Annotated in this window: 12 protein-coding genes; 6 read left to right on the top strand and 6 right to left on the bottom strand. The window is 74.3% G+C overall.

The features are described from left to right. Positions 1-317 precede the first annotated feature (317 nt). Positions 318-1,259: an RNA polymerase sigma factor SigJ gene (gene sigJ / locus LO772_RS07470; RefSeq protein WP_231777589.1), complete on the top strand. Its 942-nt coding sequence runs from the start codon at positions 318-320 to the stop codon at positions 1,257-1,259. Positions 1,260-1,732: 473 nt separating this feature from the next. Next, a complete protein-coding gene (locus LO772_RS07465) occupies positions 1,733-2,353 on the top strand; it encodes a molybdopterin-dependent oxidoreductase (RefSeq protein WP_231777588.1) in 621 nt (206 codons plus the stop codon). Between the two features lie 34 nt (positions 2,354-2,387). On the opposite strand, the gene LO772_RS07460 is transcribed toward LO772_RS07465, so the two are convergent. Both LO772_RS07460 and LO772_RS07455 read right to left on the bottom strand, forming a co-directional pair. Next, a complete protein-coding gene (locus LO772_RS07460; protein ID WP_231777587.1) occupies positions 2,388-3,131 on the bottom strand; it encodes an AIM24 family protein in 744 nt (247 codons plus the stop codon). Positions 3,132-3,219: 88 nt separating this feature from the next. After that, the gene (locus LO772_RS07455; RefSeq protein WP_231777586.1) at positions 3,220-5,367 is read right to left on the bottom strand and encodes an MMPL family transporter; all 2,148 of its coding nucleotides are present in this window, start codon (positions 5,365-5,367) and stop codon (positions 3,220-3,222) included. Between the two features lie 152 nt (positions 5,368-5,519). On the opposite strand from LO772_RS07455, the gene LO772_RS07450 reads away from it, so the two are divergent. Continuing rightward, the gene (locus LO772_RS07450; RefSeq protein ID WP_231777585.1) at positions 5,520-6,746 is read left to right on the top strand and encodes a sensor histidine kinase; all 1,227 of its coding nucleotides are present in this window, start codon (positions 5,520-5,522) and stop codon (positions 6,744-6,746) included. After that, the gene (locus LO772_RS07445) at positions 6,743-7,420 is read left to right on the top strand and encodes a response regulator (protein WP_231777584.1); all 678 of its coding nucleotides are present in this window, start codon (positions 6,743-6,745) and stop codon (positions 7,418-7,420) included. Before LO772_RS07450 ends, LO772_RS07445 begins: the two co-directional genes overlap by 4 nt. Before the next feature lie 42 nt (positions 7,421-7,462). Here LO772_RS07445 and LO772_RS07440 read toward each other — a convergent pair whose 3' ends face one another. Continuing rightward, positions 7,463-8,065, bottom strand: a complete 603-nt coding sequence (locus LO772_RS07440) for a TetR/AcrR family transcriptional regulator (RefSeq protein ID WP_231777583.1) — start codon at positions 8,063-8,065, stop codon at positions 7,463-7,465. A gap of 112 nt (positions 8,066-8,177) precedes the next feature. Here LO772_RS07440 and LO772_RS07435 point away from each other — a divergent pair, with 112 nt between their 5' ends. Together LO772_RS07435 and LO772_RS07430 are read left to right on the top strand one after the other, a co-directional pair. Beyond that, the gene (locus LO772_RS07435; RefSeq protein ID WP_231777582.1) at positions 8,178-9,674 is read left to right on the top strand and encodes an MDR family MFS transporter; all 1,497 of its coding nucleotides are present in this window, start codon (positions 8,178-8,180) and stop codon (positions 9,672-9,674) included. 449 nt (positions 9,675-10,123) lie between these two features. Beyond that, positions 10,124-11,353 carry a metal-dependent hydrolase family protein gene (locus tag LO772_RS07430; RefSeq protein WP_231777581.1) on the top strand — a complete coding sequence of 410 codons (1,230 nt, stop codon included), beginning with the start codon at positions 10,124-10,126 and terminating at the stop codon, positions 11,351-11,353. A gap of 147 nt (positions 11,354-11,500) precedes the next feature. Here LO772_RS07430 and LO772_RS07425 read toward each other — a convergent pair whose 3' ends face one another. The 3 genes from LO772_RS07425 to LO772_RS07415 all read right to left on the bottom strand — a co-directional run bounded on the left by LO772_RS07425 (position 11,501) and on the right by LO772_RS07415 (position 16,595). Continuing rightward, positions 11,501-14,410, bottom strand: coding sequence for a BTAD domain-containing putative transcriptional regulator (locus tag LO772_RS07425; RefSeq protein ID WP_231777580.1), 2,910 nt, complete (start codon positions 14,408-14,410; stop codon positions 11,501-11,503). A gap of 99 nt (positions 14,411-14,509) precedes the next feature. Further along, positions 14,510-15,676 (bottom strand): IS4 family transposase, encoded by a 1,167-nt coding sequence (locus LO772_RS07420; protein ID WP_231777579.1) that lies wholly within the window; start codon positions 15,674-15,676, stop codon positions 14,510-14,512. A gap of 109 nt (positions 15,677-15,785) precedes the next feature. Then, positions 15,786-16,595, bottom strand: a complete 810-nt coding sequence (locus LO772_RS07415; RefSeq protein ID WP_231777578.1) for a shikimate dehydrogenase family protein — start codon at positions 16,593-16,595, stop codon at positions 15,786-15,788.

Genomic DNA, 16,595 nt, shown 5'->3' with positions numbered 1-16,595 from the left:
GCGCGGCCCGGTCAACGGCACCGCCGGATCACGGAATTCGTGCCACGACGCCCGTCACGGGGAAGCGCGGCCGCGTCCGCGCGCCGTCGGCCGTCGGCGCGCGGACGCGCCGGTGAACCGGGCGCCCGTCGTGCCGGGCCGCGCCGCGGTCGCGGCGGCCTGCGAGGCTGTCACCGCCCCTCCCTTCCGGTTGTCGTGGTGTCTCGGCATTCCGACAACGCGGGACCGCGGATGGTGAGGCGAGCCGGTGCCTCACATCTCGGCGGGCTGTCTTGTCGTACCGGTGGAGGGCAACCGCGACCGAGGAGCCGAGCGCCATGAGCACCCCCGCCGAGCCGGGCGACGACCGACACGACGACCCGGGCCTGAGCACGGTCGCGGGCGAGCGGCGCCACCTGCTCAACCTCGCGTACCGGATGCTGGGTTCGCGGGCCGACGCCGAGGACGTCGTCCAGGAGGCGTACGCCCGCTGGTACGCGATGTCCCGGCAGGAGCAGGACGCCGTCAAGGCACCCGGCGCCTGGCTGACGACCGTCGCCGGGCGCATCTGCCTCAACCTGCTCGGCTCGGCCCGCGTCCGGCGGGAGCGCTATGTCGGCCAGTGGATCCCCGAGCCGGTGCCCGGGGACACGGACTGGATCGGCGGAGAGCGGTCGGCCGCGCCCGTGGATCCGGCGGACCGCGTCACGCTCGACGAGTCGATCACCATGGCGTTCCTCGTCGTACTCGAAGCGATGACGCCGGCCGAGCGCGTGGCGTTCATCCTGCACGACGTCTTTCGCTACTCCTTCGCCGAAGTGGCCGAGGTCGTCGGCCGGACTCCGGGCGCGTGCCGCCAACTGGCGTCCTCGGCCCGGCGCCGCCTCCGCGCCACGCGCGCACCCGCCGCATCGCCAGCACAACTGGCAGGCGTCATCCGGGAGTTCAAGGAGGCCTGGGAGGCCAAGGACATCGACGCGCTGGTCGGTCTGCTCGACCCCGGCGCGACGGTGACCGCCGACGGCGGCGGGCTGGCCAACGCCGAACCGAGTCCGCTCGAAGGCGGCGAGCGCATCGCCCGCCACCTGGTCGAGCTGGCCACCCGGAGCGTCGGCGATCTGACCTTCGAGCCGAGGACGGTCAACGCCGAGCCCGGCCTCGTGGCGCGGCACGACGGCGCCGTCGTCGCGGTGTACGCGTTCGCCGTCGCCGAGGGCCGCATCACCCATATCTGGGTGGTCCTCAACCCCGAGAAGCTGCGTTCCTGGACAACCGACTGACCCGGCACACCACGCTCGCGCCCCTGATCCTCCACACGGTGAGGCGCCCCCGCCCCGATTGCCCGGTGACGCCCCCGCGTGACGCGGGCGTGGGGCGGACCCTCGCGGATGAGATGACGCCTGGGGTCCTAGGGTGGCAAACACAAGGATTCGGCGAGGGGACGGGGAGGAGCCCGGTGTGGCGGTGGGCTCGCACGCTTCCGGCGCGAGGGAGGGGCACCGCGTCGGCCGGGCCGGTCGGGGGCCCGCGGGCGCCGGAGGGCGCCCCGATACGCCGCGCACGCAGGCCCGGCGTCCGTCCCCGGCAGCCGCGGTGGCCGTGAACGGCCCCGCCGTCACCCGGCGTTCGCCACGCGCCGACCGCGCGCCCGCCCACGACCGGGCGCGGCGCGGTCGCGGAAGGACCGAGGAGATCATCCGGCGTTCTTCGGACCCCCGCCGCGCGTCCGCCCACGACCGAGGAGCACCGGGCCATGTGTGACCACCGGCCGACCGCGTCCGACCGCGACGGGGGCGAACTCCCGCCGGGGCAAAGGCGGGTGCGGGGCTGGCCGGTCTCGCACTACGGACCGGTCCCGACGTTCCGCCCCGACCGGTGGGACCTGCGCGTGTACGGGGCCACCGCCGACGCGGGCGCCCGCGCGTGGTCCTGGCCGGAGTTCGGGTCCAGCCCCGCGCTGCCGCGCGTCACCGTGGTCGCCGACCTGCATTGCGCGGCCGGCGTCACCTCGACCGGCCACGAGTGGTTCGGCGTCCCCGCCGCGGCCCTGCTGGAGCTGGTGCCGCCGGCCGCGTCGGTCACCCACGTGATGGCGTGGGCCGAGTACGGCTACAGCGCGACCCTGCGTCTGGAGGACTTCGCCGCCGCCACGACCGTGCTCGCCACCCACCACGGCGGCGAAGTGCTGACCGCCGAACACGGTTTCCCGCTGCGCCTGGTCGTCCCGCACCTGTACGGCTACAAGAGCGCCAAGTGGCTGCGCGCCGTCGAGTACCTGAGCGAGGAACGCCGCGGTTTCTGGGAGGAGCGGGGCTACCACCCCGTCGGCGACCCCTGGCGCGCGCAGCGGTACGCCCACGGGGAAGACGCCTGACCGCCGCTGACCCACCGCCGGGCCCGGCGGCGGGTCAGCCGCCCCACTGGTTCCCGCGGTAGCCGCCCGCCCCCATGCCGAGCGGTCCGCCCCCGGCCTGGAACTGCGTCGGGCCCGCCAGTTCGTGGGGCTGCACGACCACGAAGCCTTCGCCCAGGAAGCACATCGTCCAGCCCTCACCGGTCCCGCGGCGCCGCCGCCACACCCGGGAGCTGGTGGTCTGCGCCTCCATGCGCGTCGTCAGCCCGGCACTCCACGCGATCACGGCGTCCGCGTCCGCGAACGCCTCGCTCTGCGGACCGACCCTCATGACCAGCGGTTTGCCGGACGTCATGAGCGCGACCCGGCCGTGTCCGCGCAACTCCATGTTGTACGCGCCGGCCGCGGCGATGTTCTCCTGGCTCTGGATGGCGACCACGTTCCAGGAGAGCTGGGGGTCGAAGGCGAGGATGTAGTCGCCGTCGACGACGAGCCCGTCCTGGGCGATGTCGAGGATGCACAGGTACTGGGCCTGGTGCGCGAGGTACACGGTGCCGGTCCCGTGACAGCGCATCAGGTTCAGCTGCTCACCGGTGTACTGGTACACCTGGTGTTCCCGCGGGGTCAGGTGGTGGCCGTCGAATTCCACGCCGCCCTGGAAGGCCACCATGGCGCCCTTGCGCGCGAGGACGTCGTGGCCGGTCTCGCGGCCGAGGCGCACCGCGAGGATCTGCGGGTTCTGCAGGGAGAAGCGCTCCGTACCGGAACCGACGGCGTGTTGGAACAGCGATCCCCGCATGGCCGAGCCTCCTCGTCGACAGCGAACCGGTCCGTCGCCGGGCGTGGCGAAACGCGCGCCCGACGGCGGACCGGGCAGCAACGACAATCTACAACCTTGTCGAAGTTGGGGGAGCGGGCGAGCGCTTTCCGGACAGATCGCCGTGAGGGCGCGGCGGCGACTCCGCGGCCCGGCGGCTCGGCCACCAGAAGCGGTCGCCCAGCAAGGCGGCGACCGCCGGGATCTGGAGGGACCGGACCAGGAGCGTGTCGATGAGGACCCCGGTCGCGACCGCGACGCCCACCTGCGCGACGGTGACGTCGGGGAGCTGGGCGAGGGCCCCGAAGGTGCCCGCGAGGACGAGCCCGGCGGCGGTGATCACGCCGCCGGTCGCGGTGACGCCGACGCGGACGGCCTTGGCGTGCGGCAGCCGCCGGCGCTCCTCGCGGATGCGTTCGGTGAGGAAGATCGTGTAGTCCACGCCGACCGCGACGAGGAAGACGAAGACGTACAGGAACAGATCCGCGGCGACCGCGTCCGTCCCGATGACCTGGGTGAACAGCAGCGTCGACAGCCCCAGCGACCCGGCGAACGACAGGACCGTCGCCGCGACGAGGACGAGCGGGGCGACCACGGAGCGCAGGAGCACACCGAGGATCACGGTGATGGCGAGCAGCACCAGCACGGCGACGCGCCAGGTGTCCTGCAGCGCGGCCTGCCGGTAGTCCGCCTGCACGGCGGGGGTGCCGCCGACCAGCGCGCCGTCCACCGCCGTGCCGAGGGCGTCGCGCACCTCGCCGATCACCCGGTCGGCCGCGTCGCCGTACGGGTCGACGTCGAGGACGGCGTCGAGCGTGGGCCTGCCCGACACGGGCTCACCGGGCGCGACCCCGGCGATGTGCGGGACGGCGGCGACGGCGGTCCGCGCGGCGTCCCGGGCCGTTTCGTCCGCACCCTCGGGCAGGACGATCCGCAGCGGCTCCGCGACGCCCTCCGCGAAGTGCGCGGCCAGCACCTTGTGCCCCGCGACCGACTCCGCCGACGGCGGCACCTTGTCCAGCGGATCGGCGCTGACCCGCAGGTTCGTCAGGCCGAGCGCGGCGATCCCGAGGCCCGCGGTCACCAGGACGGCGAAGGCCACCGGGCGGCGGGTGACGTGGCGGGCCACCGCCGCCCACCCGCGTGCGTCGCGGGGGCGGTGCGGCGCGTCGGGCCGGGGGATGCGCGGCCACAGCGCGCGGCGGCCGACACACAGCAGCAGCGCGGGAAACAGTGTGAGCATCGCCGCCGCCGCGATCACGACCCCGACCGCGGCCACCGGGCCGAGACCGCGCAGCCCCGCGAGGTCCGCCGCGAGCAGCGCGAGCATGCCCGCGATCACCGTCCCGGCACTGGCGAGGATCGCCGGGGTGGTACGGCGCAGCGCGTGCGCCATCGCCTCGTGGCGGTCGGCGTGCACGGCGAGTTCGCTGCGGTAGCGGTGCAGCAGGAGCATCGCGTAGTCGGTGGCGACGCCGAAGACCAGCACGATCTGGATCGCGGACGACAGTTCGGTGACCGCCGATCCGGCCCGCGCGAGTCCGTACGCCGCGCCGCGGGCCGTCATCACGGTGATCAGCGCGGCCAGCAGCGGCAGCAGCCACAGCACCGGCGAGCGGTAGGTGAGCAGCAGCAACAGCGCGACGATGGCCATGCTGGTGACCAGCAGCACGGCGTCGACGTCGCCTCCGCTGCTGTCGGTGCCCAGGGCCGCCTCGCCCGTCACCAGCACGTCGAGGCCGTCCGGGCGGGGATGGTCCACCGCGTCGCGCAGGTCGCGGACCGCCTGTTTCGCGGTGTCGTCGTCGGCGGTCCGCGGCTGGACGCGGACGACGAACATCGCCGCCCGCCCGTCCTCGGACGTGACCGCCTCGCCCGGCGCCAACCAGGCCGCGCGGCGGCGGTCGTCGTCGACGACGGCGGCGTCCCCGGCGGCCAGCGGCGCGCCGTCGCGGTGGTAGACGACGATCGCGGTCTCGGCGTCGGGGTGGTCGGGGTCCGGTTCGGCGAGCCGGGCGACCGTGGTGGAGTCGACGCCTTGCGGAAGGTACGCCGCCGCGTCGTCGCGCTGGACCGCGCCGAGGTCGGAGGCGAGGGCGGTGGCCGCGATCGCGACGGCGATCCAGGCGATCAGGACGGACCACTTGGCGCGGCGCAGGATGCCGCCGAGGCGCGTGGTCCCGGGGGGTGCCGGACGGGTCGGCTGGGGTGCGGGCATGCCCTCCAGTGGGCCATCCGGCGGTTCCGCCCGGCATCGCCGCGGCGGGCGCACCCCTCCCGGGCGCGTTCATCCCGCAGGACCAGGCCGGCCGGGGCGCACTCATTCTCGCGAGCGGTGTGCGCTCCGCGGCGCCCGCCTACGCTCACAGGGTGCTCAACGTCTCCGATCCCCTCGCGCCGCCCCGGCGGCTGCCGGAGACCGCGGTCGACGGCGCGGTCCTCGCGGCGGCCCTCGTGCCCCCGCTGATCGACCAGGCCACGACGGACGGTTCCTCCGGCGCGTGGCTCGCGGTGGGGCTGTGGGGTGTCGCGACAGCAGGCGGCCTCGTGGGACGCCGGCAGCGCCCGCTCGCGGCGTACGCGCTCGTGCTGGTCGCGCTGGTCGTCGCCGAGGTGGCCTGCGCCGCCGCCGACCGGAGCCTGAGCCCGCTGGTGGTGCTGCCGCTGGCGTTCGCGCTGTACGCGGTCGGCGCGCACACGCGGTTCGACCGGGCCGCGCTCGCCCTGGGCGCCGGGGCGCTGGCCATCGCTCTCGGCGTCGTCGCGAACCACGCCACCGCGGAAGGCGACCGGCGCGGCGGCTCGGACGTCCTCGCGGTGTTGGCGCCGCTGCCCGCCGCGTGGGCCCTGGGCGTCGCCACCCGCAACCGGCAGCAGCTGCTCGCGGTGACCCAGCAGCGCGCCCTTGAGGCCGAGCGGGAGCAGCACCGAAGAGCCGAGCAGGCCGCCGCCGACGAACGCACGCGCATCGCCCGCGACATGCACGACATCGCCGCGCACTCCCTGACCCTGCTGGTCGTGCACGCGGAGACGCTGCGCGCGCGGTCCTCGGACCTGCCGCCCTGGGCCCGCGAGGGCATCGACGCCATCGCCGCCGCGGGCCGGCAGGCCGGTGGCGAGATGCGCGAACTGCTCGGCGTGCTGCGCGACCACACCGGCGAGATCGCGCCGCGGCGGCCCGCGCCCCAACTCGCGGACCTGCCGCGGCTCGTCGCCGACGCCCGCAAGGCGGGCACCCCGGTCACCCTCGACGCCCCCGCGGAGGTGGCGGAGATCGCCAAACCGGTGCAACTCGCCGCGTACCATGTCGTCCAGGAGCACCTGGCCAACGCACGCCGCCACGCCCCGGGCGCCGCCGCCACCGTCACGCTCGCCGTCGCGGACGGCCGCCTCACGGTCGACGCCTACTGCGCCCCGCCGCCGTCGGACCGGACCGGGCCCGGCGGTGCGGGCACCGGGCTCATCGGATTGCGCGAACGCGTCGGCGTCCTGGGAGGGTTGCTGGACGCGGGCCGGACCGACGACGGCGGATTCGGCCTGCGCGCCGTCATCCCGCTGCGAAGCAGCCCGGACCCGAAGCGAGCAGGTGAGCGTTGACCACCCCAGGGGAGCGTCCCATCCGCGTGGTCGTCGCCGACGACGAACGCGTCGTCCGCGACGGCCTGCGCCTGATGGTCGACACCCAGCCCGATCTGACGGTCGTCGGCACCGCGGGCGACGGCGACCACGCGCTGCGGCTCGCCCTCGACGTGCGCCCGGACGTGCTGATGCTGGACGTGCGCATGCCCGGCCACGACGGGCTGTGGGTGCTCGGACGGCTGGCCGCCGAGGGAGCGCTCGACACGACGCGCGTCCTCATGCTGACCACGTTCGACATGGACGAGTACGTCGACGAGGCGCTGACCGCGGGGGCGTGCGGCTTCCTGCTCAAAAGCGCGTCGTTCGAGGAGATCACCGCGGCCGTGCGCGCCACCGCGGCCGGCGACGGCGCCCTCAGCCCGGCCATCGCGGGCCGCCTCATCCGCGCCTACGCCGCCGACCGCCGCGCCCGCGTCCGCGACCCGGACGACATGGCGCGGCTCGCCGCACTCACGCCGCGCGAGCGCGAGATCCTCGCCCTCATCGGCGAGGGCCTGAACAACGCCGAGATCGCGGCCCGGCTCGTCGTCTCCGAACACACCGTCAAGAGCCACGTCGGCCGCCTCCTCGGCAAAACCGGCTGCCGCGACCGGGCCCAGGCCGGAGCCCTGGCCCGCCGTACGTCGGCCTGACGCCGCGGGCGGGCGGCGCTCCCCGACGCGGGGGCGCGGCCGTCAACTCCGGGACGACTCCCGTGTGTTGCGGCCCGCGGTGACCAGGGGCAGGAACAGCGTGTCGACGATCTCCTCGATCACGGAGTCCGTGACCGGGCGGAAGGTCATGAAGAACTCCTGCTTGAGGAGGTCGAACGGCAGCGACTTCATGCGCTCGGTGACGTGCGCGGGGTCGATCTCGCCGCGGGCGAAGGCCCGTTCGTACACGTCGTCGAGCAGGCTGCGCCGCCCCTCCGAGGCGATGTCGCGCAGGTCGGCGGGACTCGTCCCGGTCTCCTGGTAGTAGGCGGCCATCTGGATGCTCATGATCGTGGCCATGTGCACGCGCGTGGCGTTGATGCGCCGCAGCAGGCCGATGACGTCGCCGCGCAGCGAGCCGGTGTCCGGGGCCTCCAGCGGGCTGCGCGCGGAGGAGTGGACGACGGCGGCGCGCACGAGGTGGTGGCGGTCGGACCACCGGCGGTAGAGGACGGGACGGCTCGTGCCCGCGCGCTGGGCGACCGCGTCCATGGTGAATCCGGCGTAGCCGTGCTCGACGAGTTCGTCCCAGGCCGCGTCGAGCAGGGCCTCCTCCAGCTCACGCCCCCGGCGGCGTTCCGCCATGCGTCCGCACCTCCCGAGTACATGCGTCCCTCATAAGAAACACTTGCGCATCTTAACGGATCGCGCGTACCATCGCGCCGTTAAGAAACAGCTGTGTATCTTAGGTGGAGCTGTGAACCCTGCGCGTCGCCCCGCGCCCCCGTCCGCCGCGGCGGACACCGACCGTGTCGACCCCGCCGTGTGGCGCACCGCCGTCACCGTGATCGTGGGGGCCCTCGCGGTCGTCTTCGACACCACGATCGTCAGCGTCGCCCTCAACGACCTCCACACCGAGCTGAACGCCCCGCTGAGCACGATCCAGTGGGTCAGTGCCGGCTACCTGCTCGCGATGTTCGTGACCATCCCGGTCGCCGGGTGGGCGCAGGCGAAGTTCGGCGGCAAGCGGCTGTGGATCGCGGCCCTCGGCGTCTTCCTCCTCGGCTCGCTCCTGTGCGCGGTGGCGTGGAACATCACCAGCCTGATCGTCTTCCGCGTCGTCCAGGGCATCGGCGGCGGCGTGATGATGCCGTTGATGATGACCCTGGTCATGCAGGCCGCCGGAGGCCGCAACATCGGCAAGGTCATCGCCACCATCTCGCTGCCCGCCGCACTCGGGCCCATCCTCGGACCGGTGCTGGGCGGCCTCATCCTCCATGTCGCCGACTGGCGCTGGCTGTTCCTCGTCAACGTGCCGTTCTGCGTGGGAGGCGCCTGGCTCGCGCTGCGCAACCTGCCCGCCGACCCGCCGCGCGGGACGTCGCGGCTCGACGTCGTCGGATTCCTCCTGGTGTCGCCCGGTGTCGCGGCGATCATCTACGGGCTGTCCCAGACCGAGGGCGAGGCCGGGTTCGCGAGTGCCCGGGTGCTGGGCCCGCTCCTCGGCGGACTCGCCCTGGTCGCGGCGTTCGTGGTCTGGGCGCTGCGCCGACCGTCCGGCGCGGCCCTGATCGACCTGCGGCTGTTCCGCAACGGCCCCACGGCGTCGGCCTCCGCGCTCGGGTTCCTGACCGGGGCCGCGCTGTACGGCGCGATGCTGCTCATGCCGCTGTACTGGCAGCAGGTGCGCGGCGAGGACGCCCTCGGCGCCGGGCTGCTCCTGATCCCGCAGGGCGTCGGCGCGCTGTTGTCCCGCACCATCGCGGGCCGGGCGATGGACCGGTACGGCCCCCGCGTGGTCGCCGTCATCGGGTTCACCGTCTGCTGCGCGGGCACGGTGCCGTTCGCGTTCGCGACCGACGACACCGCCAACGCCATCCTCCTGACCGCGCTGTTCGTCCGGGGCCTCGGCCTCGGCGCGGCGACGATCCCGCTCGCGGGCGCGGCCTACACGGGGCTGTCCACCGCGCAGATCCCGGACGCCAGCATCGTGACCCGGGTCGCCCAGCAGGTCGGCGGCTCGGTCGGCACCGCGGTCCTCGCCGTCGTCCTGCAGCACACGGCGGCCGGCGCGCACACCCCCGCCGAGCGCGCGGAGGGCTTCGACCAGGCCTTCTGGTGGGCCGTCGCGTTCACCGCCGTGGCCGTCCCGCTCTGCCTGCTCCTCCCCGGCCGCGCGAAGGAGGGTCCGCCGACCTCGGTCGAACCCGTCCCCGACACCCGGCCGGGATCGGAGCCCGCGGCCCGGACGTGACGCCGCCCGATCGCCCGGTCGACCGGCCGGCCGCCCCCGCGAACGCGTCGGCCCGCCCGTGATTTCGGGACGTCCCGCGGCGTGACCGTTGCGGCCGGAAACGTTGTGCGGATCACACGGGGAACCGCTTTTCTTCGCGTCGGAAATCGATGGCCGTCCCGCTCGGAAATGTTTCCGAGGAGATATTCCCCCGGCCCTTGCCCGCCCGTACGGGGAATCGCGGCCCTCGGCCGAATTCGCGTCGGGCGCGGCCGGGGGAATTTCCCGGAAAACCTCGGCGCGTCGAGGAGCGTGAATCCCGCCCGGCAGAATCGATTCGGCCGATGTCGCGGGCGGCCGGGGGCCGGGAGCCAGGCCCGACCGCACTTGACGCTGCGGCCACCGCTTCGCTAAACAGCCGTTCAGGGAATGTTTCCCGTTCGCCTGTCGCGAGGTCGAGGAGAACGACGATGACGACGTCCGCCCCACCGTTCACGCTCAAAGCCGCGGGCCTGCTTGACATCGATCAGGGGGAGATTATAAGGCCCGGAATCCTGAAGATCCAGGGCGATCGCATCATCGGGGTGGGCGGGCCCCCGGAAGGCGAGGTTGTCGACCTCGGGGATTTGATCCTGATGCCGGGTCTGATGGATATGGAGGTGAATCTCCTGATGGGCGGGCGCGGCGAGGTCGCGGCGACCGGCCGCATGAAGGACGACCCGCCGCTGCGCATGATGCGTGCCGTGGGCAACGCCCGTCGTACGCTCCGGGCCGGGTTCACGACCGTCCGCAATCTTGGTCTGTTCGTGAAGACCGGTGGTTACCTGCTCGATGTCGCGCTGATGAAGGCGATCGACGCGGGGTGGGTCGACGGGCCGCGCATCGTGCCCGCGGGGCACGCGATCACCCCGACCGGTGGTCACCTCGACCCGACGATGTTCGGCGCGTTCGCCCCGCACGTCCTCGACCTGTCGGTCGAAGAGGGCCTGGCCAACGGCGTCGACGAGGTGCGGCGCGCGGTCCGGCACAACATCAAGCACGGCGCCCAGGTCATCAAGACCTGCGGCTCGGGCGGGGTCCTGTCGCACGGCGGCCACGCCGGTGCGCAGCACTACTCGAACGAGGAACTGCGCACGATCGCCGACGAGGCGCACCGCCGCGGCCTCAAGGTCGCCGCGCACACGCACGGCGCGGACGCGATCCGCGCGGTCGTCGAGGCCGGGATCGACTGCGTCGAGCACGGCTTCCTCATCGACGACGACGCGATCCGGCTGATGGTCGAGCGCGGGACGTACCTGGTGGCGACGACCGCGCTGGCCGACGGCATGGACGTTCTCGAGGCCGCGGACCCGGAGCTGAAGGCGAAGGCCGCCGAGATGTTCCCGAAGGCGAAGGAATCGGTGCTGGCGGCGTACAAGGCCGGGGTGAAGATCGCGGTGGGCAGTGACGCCCCGGCGATCCCGCACGGCAAGAACGCGCTGGAGCTGGTGGCCCTGGTCAGCCGCGGCCTGCCCGAGCTGACGGTGCTGCGCGGTGCGACCACCATGGCCGCCGAGCTGATCGACGCCGACGACCGCGGCCGTCTCGCCGAGGGCCTGCTCGCCGACGTCATCGCCGTGCCGGGCAACCCCTTGGACGACATCACGGTCACGCAGCGGGTCAAGTACGTCATGAAGGGCGGCAAGCACTTCACGGGCTGACGCGCGGACGGTCCGGCACCCGGCGCGGTCCGGGGCCGTGACCGGTCCGGGGCCGGTGACCGCCGCGCGGGCGCCCGGGTCGTGCACCGGAGCCGGGCCGGGGCGGCGGCGCCTGCCTGCCCGGTCGTGTGCGGCCCGGCCGACGGGTCAGCCGACGCGGGGACACGTCGCCATGCGCCGCGCGAGGCTCGGCGCCTGGGGGAAGACCCCGACGCGGGAGGCCGCGCTGTCGGTGAGGCGCGAGTGCGTGGTGAGCCGGAGGCCGTGGCGGTGCGGGGGGACGGGCTCCGGCGGGGCTTTCGGGGTGGTCGCGCACAGGTCGGCGGCTCCGCGCCGGCAGTGCGCCGCGCTGCGCGGGTTGTCGGCCGCGGTGGCTTTGCGGGCGGCGTCGGTGAACGCCCGGTGCGCCCGCTCGGCGGCGTCGGCGTCGGTGGCGGCCAGGGCGAGCACCTTGTGCCGGTGGTGGACGACGAGGTCGCCGCGGTCGGTGGCGAGGCCGGCGATCCAGTCGACGGCCCGCAGGTGGCGCAGGAGGCGGTCCCGGCGCGTGAGTTGGGCGTAGCCGATGGCGCGGACCAGGCTGTGGCGGAAGACGTATTCGGTGTCGCCGGGCAGGGTGCCGCGGCGGACGCGACGCAGGAAGTCCTTGCTTTCCAGGCGGCGGAGCGCCGCCTCGACCGCCTCGTGCGAGCGTCCGCCGACCGCCGCGACCCCCGACGTCCACAGCGGGCCCTCGAAGACGGACGCGTCGCGCAGCACCGCCTTCTCGGCGACGGGAAGGGTGTCCAGGCGAGCGGCGACGAGGGCGCGCAGTGCCGGCGGCAGGTCCGGGACGGCGCCGGGGGGCAGACCGGGCAGCGCGGGCGCGTACTCCTCGGCGTACCGCGGTATTCCGCCGATCAGGGCCAGCACTCTCGGGGCGACGGGGATGCCGGGGGGACGGGTCTGGAGGCGGTCGAGAAGCACCGAGGTCGCGCCGTCGGAGAGCGGGTCCAGCACGACCGCGGTCGCGTCGCGCTTGCCGCAGCACCAGCGCGGGCGGCGCTCGCGGAGCTCGGAGCGGGCCGTGGCGACGACGAACAGCGGGACGCGCAGGGCGCGTTCGGTGAGGTCTTCGACGTGGTCGAGGAGGACGTCGTCGGCGAGGTGGAGGTCTTCGAGGACCACGACGAGGGGGTGCCGGGCGGCGATCTCCTCGATCAGCCGCCGCCACGCGGCGAACACCTCGGCGAAGGCCTCCGCGAAGGCGGGGTCGTGCACGCGCGGTGCCGTGTCGGTGCCCAGGCAGCGGCGCAGTCCGGCCACGACGCGGTCGGCGTCGGGGCCGGCGCCGAGCAGGCCGCGGACGGTGGCGGCCAGCCGCCGGGCGGCGGTCTCGGGGGTGTCGGCGGGGGCGATGCCGCAGTGTTCGCGGACGATCGCCGCCAGGGGGGCCAGGGAGCGGCCCGTACCGAAGGCCGTCACCCGGCCGGTGAGTCGGTGCACCGGGGTGGGCGCGGCACTGGTCCGGCGGGCGAACTCCGAGACAAGGCGGGTCTTTCCGATGCCGGGTTCGCCGAACACCGTGACCAGGTGCGGCCGTTCGCGGCGCCGAACGTCGTCGGACAACCCGGAGAGGATGTCCAGATCGCGGTCGCGGCCGATCAACGGCACGGTGTGGCGTGGTGGTTCGGGGGGCCGGGTCGGGGTGTTCGCGGGCCCGGCGGCGGCTTTCACGCACCCGGTCAGGCGGTCGAGGTCGGTGGCCGCACGCGTGCGGTCGCACAGGTGGACGCGGTGCGGGTCGGCGGACCGCAGCAGCCGTTCGCCGTGGTCGAGGACGGCGCCGGTCACCTCGGTCGGGTGGCCGTCGTCCTCGCTGCGGTAGCGGGCCAGGACATCGCCGGTGGCGACCGCGAGGCGCACCGTGAGGCGGGCGCCGAGCCGGTCGAGCCGGTCGCGGATCGCGAGGGCTGTGGCCACCGCGCGCGACGGGTCGTCCTCGTGGGTGCGGGGCAGGCCGAAGAGCACCGTGCGGAGCCGGCCGAGGGGTTCGCGGACCAGGCCGCCGAAGCGCGCGGCCTCCTCGGCCACGATCCGGTGGAGGCCGTGCAGGGCCTCGTCGAGGTGTTCGGGGTCGTCGGTTCCGGCGCCGGCCTGGGCGCGGATCAGCAGGATGCTCGCCTGCTTGCGCTCGGTCAGCGCGGGGGTCGCGGGCGGAACGTCGGCGGGTGCGGGGGAGCGGTCGGGTCGGGGCGACGCGTGCGCGGCGTCGGTCCCGGGCTCGGGCCGCGCCGGGGCCGACGGGGGGCGCGGTGTCGCCGGGAGCGCCGTCCGTCCGGGGAGGCGCGGCAGGTCCAGCATCGGGTGCTGTTTGAGGATCGACCGCTCCAGCTCCCGGAGTTCGGGGGCCGGGTCCAGGCCGAAGTCGTCGACGAGTTCGTCGCGCAGGCGCTGGTAGGCGGACAGCGCCTCGGCCTGCCTGCCGCAGCGGTAGAGCGCGAGCATCAGCAGCCCGCACGTACGCTCTCTGGTCGGTTCCTGCTGGCCCATGGCGGCCAGTTCGCCGACCACCTCGCGGTGCCTGCCGAACGCGAGTTCGGCTTCGAGGCATTCCTCGAAGGCGGTCAGGTGGGTTTCGCGGATCATCGCCAACTCCGGCCAGCGGATGCCGGTCTCGGTGACGTCGACCAGCACCGGGCCCTGCCACAGCCGCAGTGCCTCGCGCAAAAGCAGGGCGCCGCGCTCGGCGTTGCCGGCCCGTATCTCGGTGCGTCCGCTCCGGATCAGCGTGTCGAAGCGCGTGAGGTCGATCGCCTCGGCGTCGACGCGGAGGACGTAGCCGGGGGAGACGGTGGACAGTTCGACGCCGGGGGCGGTGCCGAGGGCGCGGCGCAGGCCCGCGACGGCGTTCTGCACCATCTTGCGGGCGGTCGGCGGCGCCGCGTCGCCCCACAGCGCTCTGATCAGCTCACTGGTGGCGACGACCCGGTTGGGACGCAGCAACAGGAAAGCGAGGACCGCCCGTTGATTGGCTCCGCCGAGCGGCACCGGACTGCCGTCGCGAATGGCCGTCAAAGGACCCAACAATGTGAATCGCACGCCCGCCCCCCATCGGCGAAAGAATGATCGGCCGGGTCAGCATAGGAGCGCGGGAGACGGATTCGCGGCCCTGACTTAACGGCGGCCGACGGGCCGGGACGGCGGCCCGGCCCGGTCGGCGGCAGGGCCGGGATCGGGGCCGGGATCGGGGCCCGGATCGGGGGTGGGGCCGGGGGTGAGGCGGATCCGGGCCGGGGCGACCTCGGGGATCACGGCGGCTGCGGTGACCAGGCGCCGCAGGGCCTGGTAGACGCACAGCAGCGCCCAGAGTTCCTGGCGTACCCCCTCGGCGGTCCGCGACCGCAGGACGCCGCCGGTCCGGTGCGGATCGACCTTCGCGAGCCGCAGGATGATCTCCGCGCGCCAGCGCGCGGTGTGCAGCCGGGCCAATTCGATCGCGGGGGCCTGCGCGGGGCAGGTCAGTGTGGTGACCAGGACGCGGACTTCGCGGGTGCCGTCGTCGGCGCGCACGCCGTACTCGACGACCCGCACGGTCATGTGCCCGCCCTGGTGCGGCAGTTCGGCCAGGTACGTGCCGTCGGGCAGGCGCTCGGTGACCGGCAGGCGCGTGGACTCGTCGGCGCGCCACAGCAGTTGCGCCCCGGTGGCCGCCGCGGACGCGAACGCCTCAGCGGCGAGGAAGCCGCGGCCGGCGAGCAGCAGCATGCCGGGGCCCAGGTGGTCCGACAGTCGTCCCAGCAGGGTCCGCTCGTCGACGGCGGCGGAGTCGAAGGCGGCGCCGAGCGGTGCCAGGCTGCCGCATTCGGCCAGGACGACGAGGCGGGCCCGGGGCAGTGACCCGCCGGGCGGGACGGCGAAAGCGGCGGCGTTGTCGCGGCTCGCGGGCAGGTCGAAGACGGTGCCGTCCACCGCGACCGTGCGCAGGCCCCGCCAGAAGACGTCCGCGCCGTCCGCCGGGGGCGTCGGGACGGCGGTGGTCTCGAACAGGGCCTTCAGCGGGGCGCTGCCCAGCCGGTCCCGCGCGCGGGAGACGGCGCCGTCGGTCGGCACCGCGGAGGCGTCCCCGCCCTGGGCCCACCGCAGGCCGCTGAGCAGGTTCCGCAGCACGCCGACGTACCCGGTGCCGAGATCCAGCCACAGCGCCATCGACAGGTACACCATGAGCCGGGCCGGCAGCACGCGGTTGCGCCGCTCGCGTTTCCCGGTCGCCTCGATCACGGCGTCGACGAGGGCGCGCGGGTATGTCGTGGCCAGCAGCCCGATGGTCACGTCGTCGGTCAAGCGGCCACCGCTCTCCGTGGAATTCTCACCCGGCATGGCGCGATCTTGCCGCAGGGGTCATTAAGTCATGGCCGCGGAGACGAAATTGATCCATTAATTCATGCGTCTTTCATATCTTCCGAGTTCTTCTCACAGAGAAAAAGCGCGCGTACAGTCCGATCTGACATCTCAGCATGTGGATGCCATGGTGAATGGGCAAACCGCGTGCGGCGGCGGCCCGCAACAGCGGCGTCTCGTGCGGCTCCATCACGAGGTCCGCGACCAGGGTGCCCGGGGCCAGGTCGGCGACCGCGAACGGCGGCGGGTCGGACGCCCGCAGGCCGAGCGGGGTCGCGTTCACCGCGAGGTCCACCGGCCCGAAGGCCGTTTCGTCCGTCACGCGCCCCGGCCACACCGCGCCGAGCCGCCGCGCCAGCGCGGCCGACCGCGCGCCGTCCGGATCCCGTACGGCGATCCGCTCCGCGCCGTCCGCCAGCAGCGCCGCGGCCACCGCGAGGCCCGCGCCGCCCGCCCCCGCGAGCGCGACCCGCAGGCCCCGCACCGAATGCCCCCGGGCGGCGAGGCCCCGGACGAACCCGATGCCGTCGAAGTTGTCGGCGAACCACCGCCCGTCCGGCTCCCGGCGCAGCGCGTTGGCGCTGCCCACCAGCGCGGCCGTCGCACTCAGCTCGTCGGCGTGCGCGCACACCGCGAGCTTGTGCGGGACGGTCACCAGCAGGCCGTCGACGTTGCCCGCCGCCTGAAGGCCGGTGACCACCTCGGCGAAGCGGGCCGTCGGCGCGTGCACCGGGACGAGCACCGCGTCGGCGCCCACCCGGGCGAACTCGGCGTTGAGCAGCGCGGGCGCCTTGGCCTGCGCGACGGGGTCGCCCAGCACCGCGAACACGCGGGTGCGGCCGGTGACCGGCACGGCGCCCAT

It is taken from the genome of Yinghuangia sp. ASG 101 (assembly GCF_021165735.1).
Classification (GTDB): Bacteria; Actinomycetota; Actinomycetes; order Streptomycetales; family Streptomycetaceae; genus Yinghuangia.
The sequence above is the reverse complement of the archived record's forward strand: the minus strand, read 5'-3'. Positions and strand labels throughout refer to the sequence as shown.

What these genes read in the sequence shown, in the direction of transcription:
- sigJ (WP_231777589.1), top strand. Translation starts at nt 318, where the DNA reads ATGAGCACCCCCGCCGAGCCGGGCGACGACCGACACGACGACCCGGGC.
- LO772_RS07465 (WP_231777588.1), top strand. Translation starts at nt 1,733, where the DNA reads ATGTGTGACCACCGGCCGACCGCGTCCGACCGCGACGGGGGCGAACTC.
- LO772_RS07460 (WP_231777587.1), bottom strand. Translation starts at nt 3,131, where the DNA reads ATGCGGGGATCGCTGTTCCAACACGCCGTCGGTTCCGGTACGGAGCGC.
- LO772_RS07455 (WP_231777586.1), bottom strand. Translation starts at nt 5,367, where the DNA reads ATGCCCGCACCCCAGCCGACCCGTCCGGCACCCCCCGGGACCACGCGC.
- LO772_RS07440 (WP_231777583.1), bottom strand. Translation starts at nt 8,065, where the DNA reads ATGGCGGAACGCCGCCGGGGGCGTGAGCTGGAGGAGGCCCTGCTCGAC.
- LO772_RS07430 (WP_231777581.1), top strand. Translation starts at nt 10,124, where the DNA reads ATGACGACGTCCGCCCCACCGTTCACGCTCAAAGCCGCGGGCCTGCTT.
- LO772_RS07415 (WP_231777578.1), bottom strand. Translation starts at nt 16,595, where the DNA reads ATGGGCGCCGTGCCGGTCACCGGCCGCACCCGCGTGTTCGCGGTGCTG.